Consider the following 16780-nt stretch of genomic DNA (forward strand, 5'->3'; position numbering starts at 1 on the left):
CTCAGGGGGTGGACGACGCGGCCGCAGCTACCGGGCGGTCGCGGAACAGCAGCAGGAAGGCGATCAACACCACCAGTGCGACGCCGGCCGGGAACAACCAGATCTGCTGCCAGTCCGGGCCCGCTGCAGTGGTGAAGTGCTCCACTACCGCGCCGGACAGGAAGGTGCCGATCAGCATGCCCACGCCATAGGTGGCCAGGGTGATGAAGCCCTGCGCGCTGCTGCGCGCGGCGGGGCCGGCGTGGGCATCGGTGTAGATCTGGCCGGTGACGAAGAAGAAGTCGTAGCAGATGCCATGCAGTACGATGCCGATCACAAGCAGGGAGAAGCCACTGCCCGCATCGCCGAAGGCGAACAGCGCGTAGCGCACGACCCAGGCCGCCATGCCGACCGCCAGCATGGTCTTCACCCCCAGCCGCACGAACAGGAACGGCATGGCCAGCATCAGCAGCACTTCGGAGACCTGGCCCAGCGACTGCAGTCCGGCGGCGCCGTGCACACCGAGGTCGTTGAGATACGGATTGGTGAAGTTGTAGTAGAACGACAGCGGGATGCAGATGGCGATGGAAGCCAGGAAGAACACCAGGTAGGCGCGCGACTTCAGCAACCGCAATGAATCCAGCCCCAGGATCTGTCCCAGCCCGGCATCGCGCTGCTGCGCCAGCGGCGGCGTGTGCGGCAGGGTGAACGCATACAGGCCCAGCACCAGCGATGCCAATGCGGCCATGCGGAAGGTCAGTTCAAGCCGGTGCGCCTGTTCCCAGCCCAGCCAGCCGATCAGCACCCCGGCGATGATCCAGCCGATGCTGCCGGCCACGCGTACCAGCGGGAACTGCTTCTCCGGCGATTGCATGTGCCGCATGGCGACGCTGTTGGCCAGTGCCAGCGTCGGCATGAACAGCAGCATGTAGCCCATCACGCAGGCGGAGAACATGCTGAAGCTGGTGGCGGTGGACGCCAGCCACATCAGCACCGCGCCTGCCAGGTGCAGTATCGCCAGGATGCGCTGCGCCGCGAAGTAGCGGTCTGCGATCAGGCCGACCAGGAACGGCGCCACGATGGCGCCGATGGACTGGCTGAGGAACGCCGTTGCCACCTGGCTTGCGCTGGCCTGCAGCGGGCCCTGTACCAGGTAGGTACCCAGGGTGACGAACCACGCCCCCCAGATGAAGAACTGCAGAAACATCATCGCGCCCAGGCGCGACATGGCGTGCGTCATGGCTTGCCCTCCCGGGGCGGTCGTGGCTCAGATTCCCAGCATGCGGCGCAGTGATCCAGCGTCCGTGTCGCTCCCGGCAAAGTCGTCGAAGGCGCGTTCGGTCACATGGATGATGTGATCGCGGATGAAGGCGGCACCCTCGCGCGCGCCGTCCTCCGGGTGTTTCAGGCAGCACTCCCATTCCAGCACCGCCCAGCCGGGGAAGTCGTACTGGGCGAACTTCGAGAAGATCGCCTTGAAGTCGATCTGGCCGTCACCGGGTGAGCGGAACCGGCCCGGACGATCGATCCAGTCCTGGTAGCCGCCATACACGCCGCTGCGCGCGCTGGGGCGATACTCCGCGTCCTTGACGTGGAAGATGCCGATGCGGGCGTGGTAGCGGTCGATGAAGCCGAGGTAGTCCATCTGCTGTAGCAGCAGGTGGCTGGGGTCGTACAGGATCTTCGCGCGGGGATGATGGTCGACCTCATCGAGGAAGCGCTCGAAGGTCGCGCCGTCGTGCAGGTCCTCGCCGGGATGGAGTTCGAAGCACAGGTCCACGCCGCAGGCGTCGAACACATCCAGGATCGGGCGCCAGCGACGGCCCAGTTCGGCGAAGGCTTCTTCCACCAGGCCCGGCGGGCGCTGCGGCCACGGATAGAAGTAGGGCCAGGCCAGCGCACCGGAGAAGGTGGCGTGCGCGGTCAGCCCCAGGCGCTGGCTGGCCTGCGCGGCGAGCCGCAGCTGCTCCACGGCCCAGGCCTGGCGCGCGGGCGGGTTGCCGCGCACGTCGGCGGGTGCGAATCCGTCGAACAGCCTGTCGTAGGCGGGATGGACCGCGACCAGCTGCCCCTGCAGGTGGGTCGACAGTTCGGTGATCTGCAGGCCGTGCCCGGCCAGCATGCCGGCAACATCGTCGCAGTACGCCTGGCTGCGTGCCGCCGCGGCCAGATCGAACAGGTAGGGCGCGGAGGTGGGAACTTGTACGCCAGAATAGCCCAGACCCGCGGCCCATCCGGCCAGCGTGTCCAGCCGATCAAAAGGAGCTGTGTCGCCGATGAACTGCGCCAGGAACAGCGCTGGACCCTTGAGCGTCTTCAACGTGATTCGCCCTCGATGCAATCGATTGCATTATCCTAGCAGGGGCGCACGCAGGACCTGTTGTGCACTGCACAGCGGACAGGAGAACTAACGCCATGGCCACCATCTACGACATCGCCAGGCACGTCGGCGTCTCCGCAGGCACGGTGTCACGGGCGCTTTCCCGGCCGGACAAGGTGCTGCCGGCTACCCGTGCGCGCATCGAGCAGGCCGCCGTCGCATTGGGCTATGTGCCCAACACGGTGGCCCGCACGCTCAAGACCCAGCGCAGCGGCAAGATCCTGGTCACCGTCCCGGACATCGCCAATCCGTTCTTCGCACAGATCCTGCAGGGTGCGGAGGAGGCCGCGCAGGCGGTCGGCTACGCGGTTCTGCTGGGCGATACCCAGCATCAACCCGATCGTGAGGAGCGCTACGCGCAGATGCTCCGGCGCAACGAGGCAGACGGCATGATCGTGCTGGGCCATCGCCTGCCACCGACCGCGCGCGAGATCGTCGAGCAGCGCGGCGCAGCTGCGCCGGTGGTCAATGGATGCGAGTTCGACCCCGCACTGGGCATCCCCAGCGTCCATATCGACAACGCGGCCGCCGCACGCGCGGTGATGGAGCACCTGTACGGCCTGGGGCACGAACGGATCGCCGTGGTCGGCGGGCCACCTGACAACCCCCTGCACCAGCAGCGGCTGGAAGGGGTCCGGGCCGCCGGCAAGGCGCGGGGTCGCCTGCGCCAGCTGAGCATCGTGCCCGGGGACTTTTCCGTTGAGTCCGGGCATGCGGCGGTGATGGCGCTGCTGGACGGCACGCCCGTGCCGACCGCGGTGTTCTGCTTCAGCGACCAGATGGCACTGGGGGCACTGGCGGCCTGTCGCGACCGGGGCATCCGCGTTCCGGAAGCGCTCTCCATCGTCGGCTTCGACGACCTGGCCTCGTCGCGTTACCTCACCCCGCCGCTGACGACCATCCAGCAGCCGATGCGTGAAATCGGCGAGCGCGCGGTCAACCTGCTGCTCGCCATCATTGAACAGGTCGATGTACCGCTTCAGCAGACGCTGGAGTTCAGCTTCATGCTGCGCGGTTCGACAGCGGCGCCTCGGCGGTAGCGGAGGCGAGGCAGGGCAGCCGGAGCGGGGCGGCCGGCCCGCGCGTCGTCCCGCGACCTTGATCCCGAATTGACGCAAAGCTGTCAGACTCATCGCAGGCAGCCCGGCAAGGGCCGTAGCAGCGGGTGCGATCGCGCAGGGGGGGGCAATGCCATTCTTTACCGATTCGGCGGAAGGCGCGGTCGAAGGCATTGGCGCGGCACGTCGCATCGGCTGGATGCGTTTCGTCGGCAATGGGCTGGGGGCGATCCCCATCGCTTCGATCATCCTCGAGCGCCACGATGGGCCGCTGGCATGGGTCCTGCTGCTGCTCAACGCGCTGGCGTGGCCTGCGCTGGCATTGAAGCTGACCCAGCGCTCCGGCCAGCCCGCGCTCGTCCAGTTCCGCTGCATGGTGGCCGACTCCTTGTTCGGCGGTGGCTGGATCGCCTTCATGGCATTGAGCGCGGTGCCCAGTGCACTGTTCGCCGCACTGCTGGTGGCCGACAAGATCGCTGCCGGTGGCGTTCGCCTGGCGATGCGCGCCACGCTGGCCCTGCTGGTGGGCTTTGCGCTCACCTGGTGGGCGCTCGGCTTCCCTTACCAGCCGGTCACCTCGCAGCGCACGATCATGCTGAGTGTCCCGTTCCTGTTCGTGTATGGCATCGGCCTGAGCATTCTCAGCTGGCAGCTGGCGCGCCGGGTCAAATCGCAGAACCGCCAGCTGCAGCGTCTCAGCCGGATGGACCCGCTGGTCGAGCTGGCCAACCGCGGTTTCCTGATCCTGCGTGCGCAGCAGGCGCTGGACCGGGCACAGGGCCAGGGCGGCTTTGCCTGCCTGCTGATGCTCGATGTGGACGACTTCAAGCGCATCAATGACTCGCACGGCCACCGCGCCGGTGACGAGGTGCTGCGGCATATCGCGGCGACATTGCGCACCGTTGCCCGCCCGGGTGATACGCCCGCGCGGCTGGGGGGCGATGAGTTCGTCGTGCTGCTGCGCGACTGCGCGCCCGTCGATGCAATGCAGGTGGCCGAGCGGGTGCGCCTGCACCTGCTCGAGGCCGCGCGGCAGGCCACGCCGGGGGTGGAATTCAGCGTCAGTATCGGCATTGCGGCCACGCCGCGTGGCGGCAGTGTCGAGGACTGGTTGGCACTGGCCGACCGCGCGCTGTACCACGCCAAGCGCCAGGGCAAGAACACCGCCAGCTACGGCGAGTGAGCGCGCGTGGGGACGGCACGGCTGCCGCCGAACGCGGATGAAATGCCCATTCATCCTGCACGCGGAATCAGCACGCCAATCCTCTACCATGGGCCACCCCGCCCGGACGCGCTCCCATGCAAGACGCTCTCGTTGCCCAGCCCAAGCCCCCCATCCCAAGGATCGCGGCATGGCTGATGATGCTGCTGGGCATGTGGCTGGCGCTGAAACTGGGCCTGGTGGTCACCCTGCTGTCCGGCCTGCTGGTGTTCCAGCTGACCCACCTGCTGGCCTCCACCGTGGAAGGCAGGCTGCCGCTGGGACGCGCACGGGCGATCGCAGTGATCGTGCTGTCGGCGATCATCATCAGCGCGCTGGTGCTGGCCGGGATCGGCGTGGCCTCGTTCTTCCGCAACGAGACCGGTGGCCCGGACGCTTTGCTGGCGCGCCTGATGGAGATCCTCAACACCTCGCGGCACCAGGTGCCGGCGCTGCTGCAACCCTACATTCCCGAAGACATGCCAGCGCTGCGCGCGGCGCTGAACGACTGGGCCGCCGAGCATCAGCGCCAGCTGGGCGTGGCCGGTACCTCGGTGGTCCAGGTGGGTGTGCGCGTACTGATCGGCATGGTGCTGGGTGCGATGATCGCACTGTATGACGAACTGCCGCTGCCGAAGATGGGTCCGCTGGCGCAGGAGCTGGTCGGGCGCACCAGCCGCCTGGCCACCGCGTTCCGTCAGGTGGTGTTCGCGCAGGTGAAGATCTCGCTGCTCAACACCGTGTTCACCGCGATCTTCCTGCTGGGCGTGCTGCCGTTGTTCGGCGTGCACCTGCCGCTGTCCAAGACCCTGGTGCTGATCACCTTCCTGGCCGGCCTGCTGCCGGTGGTGGGCAACATCATCTCCAACACGATCATCACCATCGTCGCACTGTCGGTCTCGTTCTATGTGGCGGTGGCGGCGCTGCTGTACCTGATCGTGATCCACAAGCTGGAGTACTTCCTCAACGCGCGCATTGTGGGTGGCGAAATCCAGGCGCGGGCCTGGGAGCTGCTGCTGGCCATGCTGGTGATGGAGGCGGCCTTCGGCCTGCCGGGCCTGGTCGCCGCGCCGGTGTTCTATGCCTACGTGAAGCGCGAACTGGTCGACCAGCGCTGGATCTGACGCGGCGGGGCATGACGTATTTGTCCCGATTCGAGCGTCCGCGCGGCCTTGTCGGTGCGTTCGCGGCGCGCACGGTGTACCCACGGCCACGGTTGGCCCGTTAGCGGCTTGGCGCCTGTGCAGGCGGCCGCTACAGTGTTCCGCACGACAGGGGAAATGTGCATGGCCCGCAAGGCGTCGCCCATCGGATTGCGGACCTGGGTCTGGATCCTGGCCGGGCTGTTCGTAGTCTGTACGCTGCCGCTGATGGCCATCGCACTGGTGCAGGGCACGCTGCGCTTCACCGCCGCCGAGGACAACCTGGTCAGCCTGCGCCGGCTGCAGCAGACCTTCGACCTGGCCAACCAGGTGTCGGCCGAGCGCGGCCCCGCCAACAGCCTGCTGGGAGCCAATACGGCCGATGCGGCCGAACAGGCCCGGCTGACCGCGCAGCTGGCGGTTGCGCGCAAGCGGGTCGACACCGCCCTGCTGCAACTGGACACCGTGTTCAAGGCCGATCCCGGCGTGGTCGGCGAACATGGGCTGTTGGCCGACGTGCAACGTCGCCTGCAGTCGGCGCGGGCCGCAGTGGACCAGGTGGCGGCACAGCCGCACGACGCGCGCCGGGTGGAAGACGTGGAGCGCGCGATCAGCAGCATGTTCGCCGTGGTCGATCGCCTGCACGTGTTGACCTCGACGCAGATCGGCGTGCTGGTCAGTGCCGACCGCGAAGCGGCGATCCCGGCAATGCAGGGCCAGGTGCTGATCGACCTGCGCGAGCATGGTGGCCGCCTGGCCTCGAACGTGATGGCGCCGGTCGCGGTGCCGGGGGCCTGGCGTGACGAACAGGTGCGGGCTGCATTGCAGACCGAAGGCCGCCTGCTGGAGCTGTGGCGGCTGGCAGGCAGCCATGAAGCGGTGTTCCGCAGTGATCCGGCGCTGTCCTGGCATTGGGACATGGCACGCCGCCAGTTCTTCGGCGAATCGCTGCCAATGATCGAACAGCTGATCGAGGATGGCCGGCGTGGCGTGCCGCCGCCGTGGACCGCCGCCGAGTTCACCACGCGCTACGTGCCGACCCTGCAGTCGCTGGAGGCGCTGCGCGACGGTTACCTGAGCGTGTCCATCGCCCGCTTCGAGCGCACCCGTAACCGCGAAGCGACGCGCCTGGTGGTGCTGGTGGCGACGGTGCTGGGCACACTGGTGGTGCTTGGCGTGGCGCTGCGCATTGCTCACCTGCAGATCCTGCGGCCACTGCTGCAGGCGCAGAAGCAGGTCATCCAGATCGCCTCGGAAGCGCCCGGCCCGGAGCAGCATGTGACCCACCCGCTGGCCGAGATGCAGCGCCTGTTCGATGCCATTGAAGTGCTGCGCGAGAAGTCGCGCGAGCGCTCGGCGTTGACCAGCGAGCTGCGCCAGTTGGCCGGCACCGATGAGCTGACCGGGTTGTTGAACCGGCGCGCGCTGGAAGAAAGGGTACAGCAGCGGCATGCCGACGGCGGCAACAGTGCGGTGGTGATCCTGCTGGATGTCGATCGCTTCAAGGCCATCAACGACGGCCATGGGCATGATGCGGGCGACCAGGTGCTGGTGCAGGTGGCGCAGCTGCTGCAGCGCCACCTGCGCCGCAGCGACAGCATCGCCCGCTACGGTGGCGAGGAGTTCCTGGTGCTGCTGGCCGACGGCGACCTGGCCGGCGGACGCCAATTGGCCGAGTCGCTGCGCATGGCACTGCGGCAGCTGGACATCGCACTGGCCGGTGGCAACGTGCTGCGGGTCACCGCCAGCTTCGGCGTGGCCGCGGGTGGCACCGATGCGCTGGGCTGGCGCACCCTGTTGCGTGCCGCCGATGCGGCCATGTACCAGGCCAAGGCACAGGGGCGCGACCGCGTGCGCGTGGCCGGTGGCGGCCGCAAGGCACGTTGACGGCACCCATCAGCCGATCCGCGCATGCACGCGGCGCAGCGTGCGCGCGATCATCCGGCGCGCGATGGGACGCGGCACCGAGAGCCCACGCCAGCGCAGTGCACCCACCCGGAACGTGGCGCTGGCGGTGGCCAGCACCTTGCCGGCCGGGTCGGTCAGCCAGCCGCGGGTGAAGGCGATGCTGCCCTTGCTGTGCTCGACCTCGCCCCACCCGATGATCCGCCCGGGCCGCGCCGGGCTGACGAAACTGGTCTTGGATTCCACCGTGACCGCGATGCGGTTGGCGGGCAGGGTGGCGTAGATCGCCGGCCCCATGCAGTCGTCCAGCATCGCTGACAGGAAACCGCCCTGCACATTGCCCATTGGGTTGGTGAGCACGGCGCCGGCTTCGAATTCGACCTGGATGCGGCGCAATGCATCGTCGTAGCCAACGAAGCGCCAGCCGAGCAGGGTGCCGGCCTGGGAGGGGGGCAGATCACCGTTGACCACGCTGTAGAAGATCGATTCGGGATTCATTGTGGGGCCTCGTGGGGGGAGGGGAGAGAAAGGGGACTCACTGCGGTAGCGACAACAGGGCCAGCACGAATCCGATGACCGACAGCAGCACCACCGCGGCGCCAGCGGGCACCGGTGTACGTGCGCCGGTACGCCGCCGCACACCGGAGGCGACCAGCACCGGCGGCAGCGTGGCGACCAGGCAGAACAGCTGGAACGCCAGCAGCTGCGGCAGTGCGAAGTGACCGCCGAAGAAGATCAGCCAGGCCAGCATCACGCCGGCACCGGCCAGTGCGATCCACCCGGCGCCGACCACGCGGATGAGCGCCATCAGCAGCACCTGCATGCGCGGTTCGATCTCCGCCCACGGCACGCCCACGGCTTGCCCGTGGTAGGGCATGAAGTCGGAGCGCTTCAGATAGGCTGCAGCAAACAGCGAGACAATGAAGAACGCCAACAGGTAGCAGCCGAACGCGAGCCAGGCGAACAGATCCATGTGGAGGCCATGCGGTTGCGAAGGAGTCGCCGCGCGGATGCCGGCTGCCACGCCGGTCGTGCCACGGGGTTGCGCGATTCTCCGGCAGCCCCCTGTTAGCCGGCTGTGGTGCTTCGCAGGGGCGTTCCTCCATCTGCTTTTAACGTGGGTATGGTGGTGTGGAGTGCGTCACGCACGGACCATGCGCCGTATCTCGTTTCCCGTGAAGAGGCCGCAAGTGCTCCTCCACTTTCCGGTCACCGCTCTGCGCAGACGCTGGGCGTCCCTCCGATCAAGGACCACGCCGTGACCCAGCTCACCCTCCCAGAACTTGCCAAGAAAATGGCCGGCATCGATTTCACGATGCTGCAGACCCACGCCGGTGGAGAAATTGCCGGTCGCCCCATGAGCAACAACGGTGACGTGGACTATGACGGTGACAGCTGGTTCTTCACCATGGAAGACACCGACATGGTGCGCGAGATCGAGGCTGACCCTGCCGTCGCACTGGGTTTCTCCGGCAGCAAGTCGCTGCTGGGCAAGCCGCCGCTGTTCGTGCACGTGCAGGGAAGGGCAGCGCTGGTGCGCGATCGGGCAACGATGCGCGAGCACTGGGTGAAGGACCTGGAGCGGTGGTTCGAACAGGGAGTGGATACACCAGGACTGGTACTGATCCATGTGCGCGCCAGCCGCATCCACTACTGGGATGGCGAGGACGAGGGCGAAATCACAGCCTGATCCCGGTGCGGGGAGGCCGGCGGCAACGCGGCCGTTGCACGCCACGCCCGGGCTTTGCCATCCTCCCCGCTGCGTTCCGTACATTGGAGTTCCAATGCGCCCTGCCGCCTGGCTGATCCTGGCCCTGCTGCCTGCCCTGGTGGCGGCGCAGCCTGCGCGTGCACCCAAGGCCAGCGCACAGGCGCAGGACCCTTTCAGTGAGTTGTTCGATACCGCTTGCATGCAGCACATCGGCGCGCCAGCGCGGTTGCAGTCGTTGATGGAATCCAACGGGCTGTCACCGCTGCAGCCTGCCGAGGCGGCAACGTTGCTGCAGGGGCAGTCGGGCGTGGCCTGGATGGTGCCGCTGGCCAGCGGCCGCTATGCAGTCAGCTGGGCTGACGATGGCACGTGCACGGTCTACGCCGAAAAGGCCGACGCGGCGGTCGTGCAGAAGGGCTTTGCCCGGTTGGTGCAGGCGGCGCCGACGCCGTTGCAGGCGCGCTCGCTGCCAGGCCGTGGGCCGTTGTCGGCGGACCAGGTGGCGATCCAGTACGGCTGGGCCACGCCCGGGCAGGCCAAGCTGCAGGTGCGTTTCCGGCTGGTCACGCGGCAGGCCGCCGAGGCCGGCGTGCAGGCGATGGCCTCGGTGACGCCGGGCGAAGCGATGCTGGAACAGGCTGCACCCAGTCGGTAACGCTGGCCCCGCGCCGCGCAGGCTGCCCATGCCCGCGATTCAGCCTTTCACGCTGGTTGTGATATATCGTTTATCGATAAATACACCCCGGGGCGGCGAGGCCGCCCCAATGCCGGAGGCCGCTTGACCGCTCGTCCCGCCCGCGCCAGATCCGCGCGAGGCTTGTTCACCCTGGCCCAGGCCGCCGTCCAGGCCGTCCGGGCGATGTGCTGGCTGGGCATCCTGGCCGCACTGCTGGCCGTGCCGCTGGTCGCGCACGACCGTCGCTGGCTGCTCGACAGCGTCCACGATGCCGCTGCCGCTGCTGCGCACGGCAACGCCCTGTTCCTGCACTTCTGCCTGGGGCTGGCTGTGATCGTCGCGCTGCTGGTGCTGTGCCTGCTGTTCCTGCGCCATCTGCTGCGGCTGCTGAAATCGGCGGCGCGCGAAAGGCCGTTCACCCACGCCAATGCGCAGCGACTGCAACGCATGGCGTGGCTGATGCTGGCGATGGAGCTGCTGTCGATCCTGATCGGCGCCTACGCGGCCTGGATGGGCCCGGACTTCAGCTGGATGGAGGTGGGCGGCGGCATGTCGATCACCGGGCTGGTGGCGGTGCTGATGCTGTTCGTGCTGGCACGCGTCTTCGCCGTGGGCGCGGCGATGCGCGATGACCTCGACGGTGTCATCTGATGGCAATCGTCATCACCCTGGACCGCGTGCTGCAGGAACGGGGCATGACCCTGTCCGAGCTGGCCGGTCGCATCGACATCACCCTGGCGAACCTGTCGATCCTGAAGACCGGTAAGGCGCGCGCCATCCGCTTTTCCACGCTGGATGCGATCTGCCGGGAGCTGCAATGCACGCCTGGCGACCTGCTCGGGTACGACCCGGCGCGGGCGCAGGAAGCAGACTGAGTGTTTCTTCTTCTCCCTTGCCCAATGACGAAACGGACCTGAAATGGAATGGTTGACTGACCCCTCGATTTGGATGGGCCTTGCAACCCTGGTCGTGCTTGAGATCGTGCTCGGCATCGACAACCTGGTGTTCATCGCGATCCTTGCCGACAAGCTTCCGCCCCACCAGCGCGACCGCGCGCGGGTGATCGGCCTGGCACTGGCCCTGCTGATGCGGCTGGTGCTGCTGGCGGCGCTGGCCTGGATCATGAAACTGACCGCGCCGCTGCTTACGCTGTTCGAGCACAGCTTCTCCGGGCGTGACCTGATCCTGCTGGGCGGTGGCCTGTTCCTGCTGTTCAAGGGCACCATGGAGCTGCACGAACGGCTGGAAGGCCGCGCGCACCACGAAGACGGCAAGAAGGTCTACGCCAGCTTCGCAATGGTGGTGGCGCAGATCGTGGTGCTCGATGCGGTGTTCTCGCTGGACTCGGTGATCACCGCGGTCGGCATGGTCGACAACCTGGGCGTGATGTATGCCGCCGTCACCATCGCGATGGCGCTGATGCTGCTGGCGAGCAAGCCGTTGACCCGCTTCGTCAACAAGCATCCCACCGTGGTGGTGCTGTGCCTGGGCTTCCTGCTGATGATCGGTTTCAGCCTGGTGGCCGAGGGCCTGGGCTACAAGATCCCGAAGGGCTACCTGTACGCCGCGATCGCCTTCTCGATCCTGGTCGAGGCGTTCAACCAGTGGGTGCGTTTCAATCGTGAGCGCAACGAGCGCCGCCAGCCGTTCCGCCAGCGCACCGCTGATGCGGTGCTGCGCATGCTCGGGGCGCGCCCGGCCAACGGCCATTCCGATGACGGCGTGGACGAGCCGGTAGATGCCGAAGAGCGCCTGCAGCCGGCCGAGCACGAGATGATCCGTAGCGTGCTCGGCCTGGCTGACCGTCCGGTGTCGAGCGTAATGACCGTGCGCGCCGATGTGCAGTGGATCGACCTGGCGCGGGGCCAGGAGGATGTGGTGGCCCGCCTGGTGGCATCGCCACACACCCGGCTGCTGGTGGGCGATGGTGACCTGGACAGCCTGCGTGGCGTGGTGCAGAGCCGCGACCTGCTGGCTGACCTGCTGCAGGGCAGGCCGCTGCAGCTGGAAGGCAACCTGCGCGAGCCGCAGTACGTGCTGTCCAGCGCCAGTGCGCTGCAGGCGCTGGAACTGATCCGCCAGCATCCGGTACCGCTGGCGGTGGCGGTGGATGAGTACGGCAGCGTGGAAGGCCTGGTGACCGCCAACGATCTGCTGGCGGCGATTGCCGGCGATCTGGTCGATACCCAGGACGAGCGCTATGGCGTGGTCGCGCAGGGCGAGGACCAGTGGGAGGCCGACGGTGCGCTGACCCTGGACGACCTGCAGCGGCTGACCGGCGTATCGCTGCCACGCAGTGCCGACTACATGACCATCTCCGGGCTGGTGCTGGAGCAGCTGGGCCGGCTGCCGGACACCGGCGATGCGGTGGAGGTGGCGGGTGTGCGCATCACCGTGCTGGCGATGGAGAAGCGCCGCATTGCCCGCCTGCGGGTGGAACACCTCGACCAGCCGTTGTAGAGCCGAGCCCATGCTGGGCTTCGGGGATGCAGCCGAGCATGGCTCGGCTCTACACAACATGGCCCGCAGCCGTCACCATGGCGGGCCCGCTTTCTGTCATGGATGGTTGCAGTGCTGAGTACGATCGGTTTGTTGATGGGCCTGTATGTGGCCTGGCGCCTGTTCTGGCCGCTGCGCATGCCCATCGGGTTGAAGGTCGTGCTGTCGCTGCTGATGGTGGCTGTGGCCGTGCAGCTGCGCATCGTGGCGACCTTTTGGGGCACGATGGCGTCGCCGGAAATTCCGAAACTGGCCATCGCCACGCTGGCCACCGGCTCCACGGCGGTGCTGCTGCTGGCATTGGTGATGCTGGTACTGGACGCCGGCCTGCTGGTTTCGCGCCTGCTGCGTTGGCCGCGCATGGTATCGGCCCTGCGTGCACCGCAGCTGCGGCCGGCGGCCGGCGTGCTGGCCCTGCTGGTCAGTGGTTATGGTGTCAGCCAGGGCATGGCAGTGCCCCAGCCGCGGCAGATCGAGGTGAGCATTGCCGGGCTGCCAGCGGCGTTCGACGGCTATCGCGTGCTGCAGCTGACCGACATCCATGCCAGCCGCCTGCTTACAGGTGACTGGGTGCGCAGGGTGGTGGACCAGGGCAACGCGCTGAAGCCGGACCTGATCGTGATCACCGGTGATCTGATCGACGGCAGCGTCGAGGCCCGTCGCGACGACGCGCGACCCCTGGCCGATCTGCGGGCGCCGGACGGTGTCGTTGCCATTACCGGCAACCACGAGTATTACGCGCAGTACCAGGCATGGATGCAGGCGTTCCGCGCGCTGCACATGCAGGTGCTGGAGAACAGTCATTTGCAGGTACGACGCGGCGATGCGGCGCTCACCATCGCCGGTGTCACCGACCCGGTGGCGGCACGCTACGGCCTGCCGCTGCCGGATCTCCAGGCTGCACTGGAGGGTGCCGATCCGTCCGCGCCGGTGATCCTGCTCGATCATCGCCCGCGCAATGCACGCGAGGCGGCGGCGCGTGGGGTGAAGCTGCAGCTGTCCGGGCACACTCACGGTGGGCAGATCATCGGCATGGACCAGCTGGTGAAGCGCGCCAATGGCGGTTTTGTCTCCGGCCGCTATGACGTGGATGGGATGACGCTGTACGTGGGCAACGGTGCGGGCCTCTGGGCCGGTTTCCCGGCGCGCATCGGCGTGCCGTCGGAGATCACCCTGGTGACATTGCGCCGCGCGCTGTGACCTGAAGTGGGGCAGGTCCCTTTGCGCAGGGAGTTCGCTGCCTATCGCGCTGGGATCCCTCTGTAGAGCCGAGCCCATGCTCGGCTGAACCAGAAAGGCAGCCGAGCATGGGCTCGGCTCCACAAGTAACCGCCTCCTCAAGAACTCCGCAGCGGTGGCCGCGCATGCGCATTGCGCCGCAGTGACTGCGCCCGCTTGGCTATCCAGCGCACCACGAAGGCGGTGAACAGCAGGGCCGACGGCACCGCATACCAGAAGTTGCCTGGCACGCGCTTGAAGTACGAGTAGGTGAACACCGCCGCGATGATCCACATGCCGGTCAGGTGCAGGCGACGCCAAGCGGTGGGGCCCATGCGGCGGGCGATCCCCCGATGCGAGGTGATGGCCAGCGCCACGATGGCGATGTAGCCCACCGTGCCCGGGAGGTTGGCCAGCGCGGATCGTGCTGGCCAGAACGCCGGGTTGAGGATGCCGAAACTGGTGATGGCGATGGCATGCAGCAGGTGCGAAAACGCGAAGGACAAACCGACGGTGCGCCGTTCGCGCAGCAGGAACCGGGTGAATGGGCCGGGCAGAAGACTGGCGAACGACGATGCGGTGAACGCCGCCAGGAACAACAGGAACGATGTACGTGCAGTGACCCGTATCGCCGCACGGCTGCCTTCGGCTGCATCGGGATACAGGGCGAAGGCCGCCAGCGCGAATGCGATCAGGACCACGGCCATGGCCACAAACAGGCGCCAGCCGTGCAGGAAGGAAGTGTTGGAAGCAGGCATGGTGAGACCTCGAAGCAGGAATGGAGAGCACCGACCGCTGGCCGGGCGATGAGTGGGTAGCGCCGGCCGCTGGCCGGCACCCTCAACAGTCGTTCGGCACAACCAGCACGCTCGCCGCACACAGCTCGCCCAGTACGGGCGCGCAGGCCGCGCGCAATGCGTCCGTTGCCACGCCATGTGCCTCGGACAGCGCCCGGAGTGCTGCTTCCACAGCTGCGCCGTCGTCACCAAAGATCGATAGCAGCGCGTAGGCCAGCGGCGACAGTTGCTCGACCTGCAGGCTGAAATCGGCGAGGCGCCGGATCAGCAGCAGCGTGGGCGCAGCGCTCGGCACCGGCTCCAGGGCCTCGTCCTCATGCACCGGCCATCGGTAGCCCAGCACCCGCACCAGCGGCGAAACCGCCAGCACATCGCTGCCCTCGGGAACGCTGTGCAGCGACTGCCCGGCGTCACGCGCTTCAATGCGCAGCGACTGCAGCGTGCTCTCGTAGTGCGCAAGTTCCGCTGCCCAGGCCGGGAGTGCCAGCGCGTCCTGCACTGCCAGCCAGGCCGTGAACTCGCCGGCGATCTGTGGGAACAACGGGGTCTGGCAGGCGTGGTGGGCGTAGTAGTGCTCCACTGTGTCGCGCCAGTGTGGCGTGCCCAACTGCTGTTGCAGGCGCGGCAGGCTGCCGGCCAGCAGGGCGTCCAGGCTGTCGATGCACAGGCGGCGGTATACCGCCAGCCTGCCCGCCTCGACGCTGTCGGGTGCGGCCATTGCTGGGTCGCGCACATGATCGGCCCAGCGCCGTTGCAGGGTAGCCAGCGACTCAGCCATGGGCCACCTCGGGCCAGCGTGCCTCGGCTTGCGCCTGGCGGATCTGCGCGACCTCGGCCAGCAACTCCGCCAGCGGCGGAAAGTTGAAGTCGCGTTCGAGCAGCGTGGGGCGCACGCCGACCCGCGCATAGGCCTCGCGCAACAGCGCCCAGACCACGCCTTTCACCGGGGCACCGTGGGTGTCGATCTTGAAGCCATCACCTTCATCGAAATGGCCGGCCACATGCAGCGAGGCAACACGGTGGGACGGCACGCGGGCCAGGAATTCGAAAGCGTCGTAATCGTTGTTGCAGGCGTTGACGAAGACGTTGTTGACGTCCAGCAGCAGGTCGCAGTCGGCTTCGGCGAGCACGGCGTTGATGAAGTCGATCTCGCTCATGTCCGCGCCGGCAACGGCGTAGTAGGAGATGTTCTCCACGGCGATGCGCCGGCCCAGCATGTCCTGCACCTGGGCGATGCGACTGGCGACATGCTGTACGGCTTCGGCGGTGAACGGCAGCGGCAGCAGGTCGTAGACATGTCCGCCGGCGGCGCAGTAGCTCAGGTGTTCGCTGTACAGCTGCACCTGGTGCAGGTCGAGGAAGGCACGGGTCTGTGCCAGCAGGGTGCGGTCCAGCGGATCAGGACCTCCCAGCGACAGCGACAGGCCGTGGCAGGTCAGGGGGTGGCGCTCGCTGAGCTGGCGCAGCGCGGCGCCGTGTGCACCGCCGACGCCGATCCAGTTGTCAGGGGACACTTCGAGGAAGTCGATGGCGCCGGCCGGCATTGCCAGCAGTTCGTCGATTAGGCCACGGCGCAGGCCAAGACCGGCGGCATTGGAGGGCAGGGGCAGGGACATGGCGGATGCTCCAGAGAGAGGGCGCCGCCTTGAAGGCAGCGCCGGTTGGACGTCGATCAATCGGCAACGCGGGAGAACAGGCCCTTCGGCATCGGCTTGCCGTTGGCGGTGTAGACGCTGCGCAGGTAGTCGTGCGCTTCCTGTTCGCTGATGTAACCGTCGTGGTCGGTGTCGATGCGGTCGAACTCGGCGGCACGCTTGGCGGCCACCGCGTTGAACTCGGCACGCGAGACCTTGCCGTCGTGGTCACGGTCGGTGCGGGCAAACGAGGCATCGCCGCACTTGCCTTCGCCACACTGGCCTTCGGCCACCTTGGCCTTGCCGGCGGGCTTGCCGGTGGTGGCCTTGTTGGCCCCGCACTTGCCTTCGCCGCACTTGCCTTCGGCGGCGGCGCCCATGGCGACGGCGCTGATCGCCAGCGGTTGGATCGCTGCGGCCTGGCCAGCCAGCAGCAGGCCACCGGCCAGGGCGATGCCGATGGCACCAATGCGCGGCAGGCGGGAGGAGGGGGGGTTCTTGGTCGAGACGGACATGGTGGTGACTCCTTGGGGATGGCACGCCAGGCGTGCGGGATGGACGCCGCCTGAAGGCGACGGAA

18 protein-coding genes are annotated in these 16780 nt (G+C 67.6%); 10 read left to right on the plus strand and 8 right to left on the minus strand.

Annotated elements, in window-relative coordinates; translation table 11 throughout:
* Position 1: 1 nt before the first annotated feature.
* On the minus strand, positions 2–1219 hold the full coding sequence (locus ACEPA4_RS05390) for a nucleoside permease (protein WP_005415643.1): 1218 nt from the start codon (positions 1217–1219) through the stop codon (positions 2–4).
* Between the two features lie 27 nt (positions 1220–1246).
* Complete coding sequence (locus ACEPA4_RS05395) at positions 1247–2299, minus strand: sugar phosphate isomerase/epimerase (RefSeq protein ID WP_065178149.1); 1053 nt, start codon at positions 2297–2299, stop codon at positions 1247–1249.
* 95 nt (positions 2300–2394) lie between these two features.
* On the opposite strand from ACEPA4_RS05395, the gene ACEPA4_RS05400 reads away from it, so the two are divergent.
* The 4 genes from ACEPA4_RS05400 (at position 2395) to ACEPA4_RS05415 (ending at position 7647) form a co-directional block, all read left to right on the plus strand.
* Complete coding sequence (locus ACEPA4_RS05400) at positions 2395–3399, plus strand: LacI family DNA-binding transcriptional regulator (RefSeq protein ID WP_065178148.1); 1005 nt, start codon at positions 2395–2397, stop codon at positions 3397–3399.
* Positions 3400–3547: 148 nt separating this feature from the next.
* Positions 3548–4600, plus strand: a complete 1053-nt coding sequence (locus ACEPA4_RS05405; protein WP_065178147.1) for a sensor domain-containing diguanylate cyclase — start codon at positions 3548–3550, stop codon at positions 4598–4600.
* 116 nt (positions 4601–4716) lie between these two features.
* Complete coding sequence (locus ACEPA4_RS05410; RefSeq protein ID WP_065196565.1) at positions 4717–5742, plus strand: AI-2E family transporter; 1026 nt, start codon at positions 4717–4719, stop codon at positions 5740–5742.
* Between the two features lie 162 nt (positions 5743–5904).
* The gene (locus tag ACEPA4_RS05415) at positions 5905–7647 is read left to right on the plus strand and encodes a diguanylate cyclase (RefSeq protein ID WP_065178164.1); all 1743 of its coding nucleotides are present in this window, start codon (positions 5905–5907) and stop codon (positions 7645–7647) included.
* A 9-nt stretch (positions 7648–7656) separates the two neighbouring features.
* On the opposite strand, the gene ACEPA4_RS05420 is transcribed toward ACEPA4_RS05415, so the two are convergent.
* Complete coding sequence (locus tag ACEPA4_RS05420; protein WP_065178145.1) at positions 7657–8163, minus strand: PaaI family thioesterase; 507 nt, start codon at positions 8161–8163, stop codon at positions 7657–7659.
* 37 nt (positions 8164–8200) lie between these two features.
* Positions 8201–8638 (minus strand): hypothetical protein, encoded by a 438-nt coding sequence (locus ACEPA4_RS05425; protein WP_262090026.1) that lies wholly within the window; start codon positions 8636–8638, stop codon positions 8201–8203.
* A gap of 285 nt (positions 8639–8923) precedes the next feature.
* Here ACEPA4_RS05425 and ACEPA4_RS05430 point away from each other — a divergent pair, with 285 nt between their 5' ends.
* From ACEPA4_RS05430 to ACEPA4_RS05455, 6 genes are all read left to right on the plus strand, one after another.
* The gene (locus ACEPA4_RS05430; RefSeq protein ID WP_053497616.1) at positions 8924–9355 is read left to right on the plus strand and encodes a pyridoxamine 5'-phosphate oxidase family protein; all 432 of its coding nucleotides are present in this window, start codon (positions 8924–8926) and stop codon (positions 9353–9355) included.
* A gap of 94 nt (positions 9356–9449) precedes the next feature.
* Positions 9450–10031: a hypothetical protein gene (locus ACEPA4_RS05435; protein ID WP_188238784.1), complete on the plus strand. Its 582-nt coding sequence runs from the start codon at positions 9450–9452 to the stop codon at positions 10029–10031.
* A gap of 204 nt (positions 10032–10235) precedes the next feature.
* Positions 10236–10703, plus strand: coding sequence for a DUF2975 domain-containing protein (locus ACEPA4_RS05440; protein ID WP_032954010.1), 468 nt, complete (start codon positions 10236–10238; stop codon positions 10701–10703).
* Positions 10703–10927 (plus strand): helix-turn-helix transcriptional regulator, encoded by a 225-nt coding sequence (locus ACEPA4_RS05445; RefSeq protein ID WP_005415654.1) that lies wholly within the window; start codon positions 10703–10705, stop codon positions 10925–10927. Before ACEPA4_RS05440 ends, ACEPA4_RS05445 begins: the two co-directional genes overlap by 1 nt.
* A gap of 43 nt (positions 10928–10970) precedes the next feature.
* Complete coding sequence (locus tag ACEPA4_RS05450; RefSeq protein ID WP_065186008.1) at positions 10971–12512, plus strand: TerC family protein; 1542 nt, start codon at positions 10971–10973, stop codon at positions 12510–12512.
* 102 nt (positions 12513–12614) lie between these two features.
* Positions 12615–13751 (plus strand): metallophosphoesterase, encoded by a 1137-nt coding sequence (locus ACEPA4_RS05455; RefSeq protein WP_139726809.1) that lies wholly within the window; start codon positions 12615–12617, stop codon positions 13749–13751.
* A 137-nt stretch (positions 13752–13888) separates the two neighbouring features.
* Here the strand turns inward: ACEPA4_RS05455 and ACEPA4_RS05460 are convergent, their stop codons facing one another.
* The 4 genes from ACEPA4_RS05460 to ACEPA4_RS05475 form a co-directional block, all read right to left on the minus strand.
* Positions 13889–14527, minus strand: a complete 639-nt coding sequence (locus ACEPA4_RS05460; RefSeq protein WP_065178140.1) for a ferric reductase-like transmembrane domain-containing protein — start codon at positions 14525–14527, stop codon at positions 13889–13891.
* An 82-nt stretch (positions 14528–14609) separates the two neighbouring features.
* Positions 14610–15344 (minus strand): DUF2063 domain-containing protein, encoded by a 735-nt coding sequence (locus tag ACEPA4_RS05465; protein ID WP_065186007.1) that lies wholly within the window; start codon positions 15342–15344, stop codon positions 14610–14612.
* Complete coding sequence (locus ACEPA4_RS05470) at positions 15337–16182, minus strand: DUF692 domain-containing protein (RefSeq protein ID WP_065178138.1); 846 nt, start codon at positions 16180–16182, stop codon at positions 15337–15339. The genes ACEPA4_RS05465 and ACEPA4_RS05470 overlap by 8 nt, the downstream gene beginning before the upstream one ends.
* A gap of 56 nt (positions 16183–16238) precedes the next feature.
* The gene (locus ACEPA4_RS05475; RefSeq protein WP_262090025.1) at positions 16239–16715 is read right to left on the minus strand and encodes an EF-hand domain-containing protein; all 477 of its coding nucleotides are present in this window, start codon (positions 16713–16715) and stop codon (positions 16239–16241) included.
* Between the last annotated feature and the right edge of the window lie 65 nt (positions 16716–16780).

The sequence above is a fragment of the Stenotrophomonas sp. P2112 genome (assembly GCF_041897515.1).
GTDB lineage: Bacteria > Pseudomonadota > Gammaproteobacteria > Xanthomonadales > Xanthomonadaceae > Stenotrophomonas > Stenotrophomonas sepilia.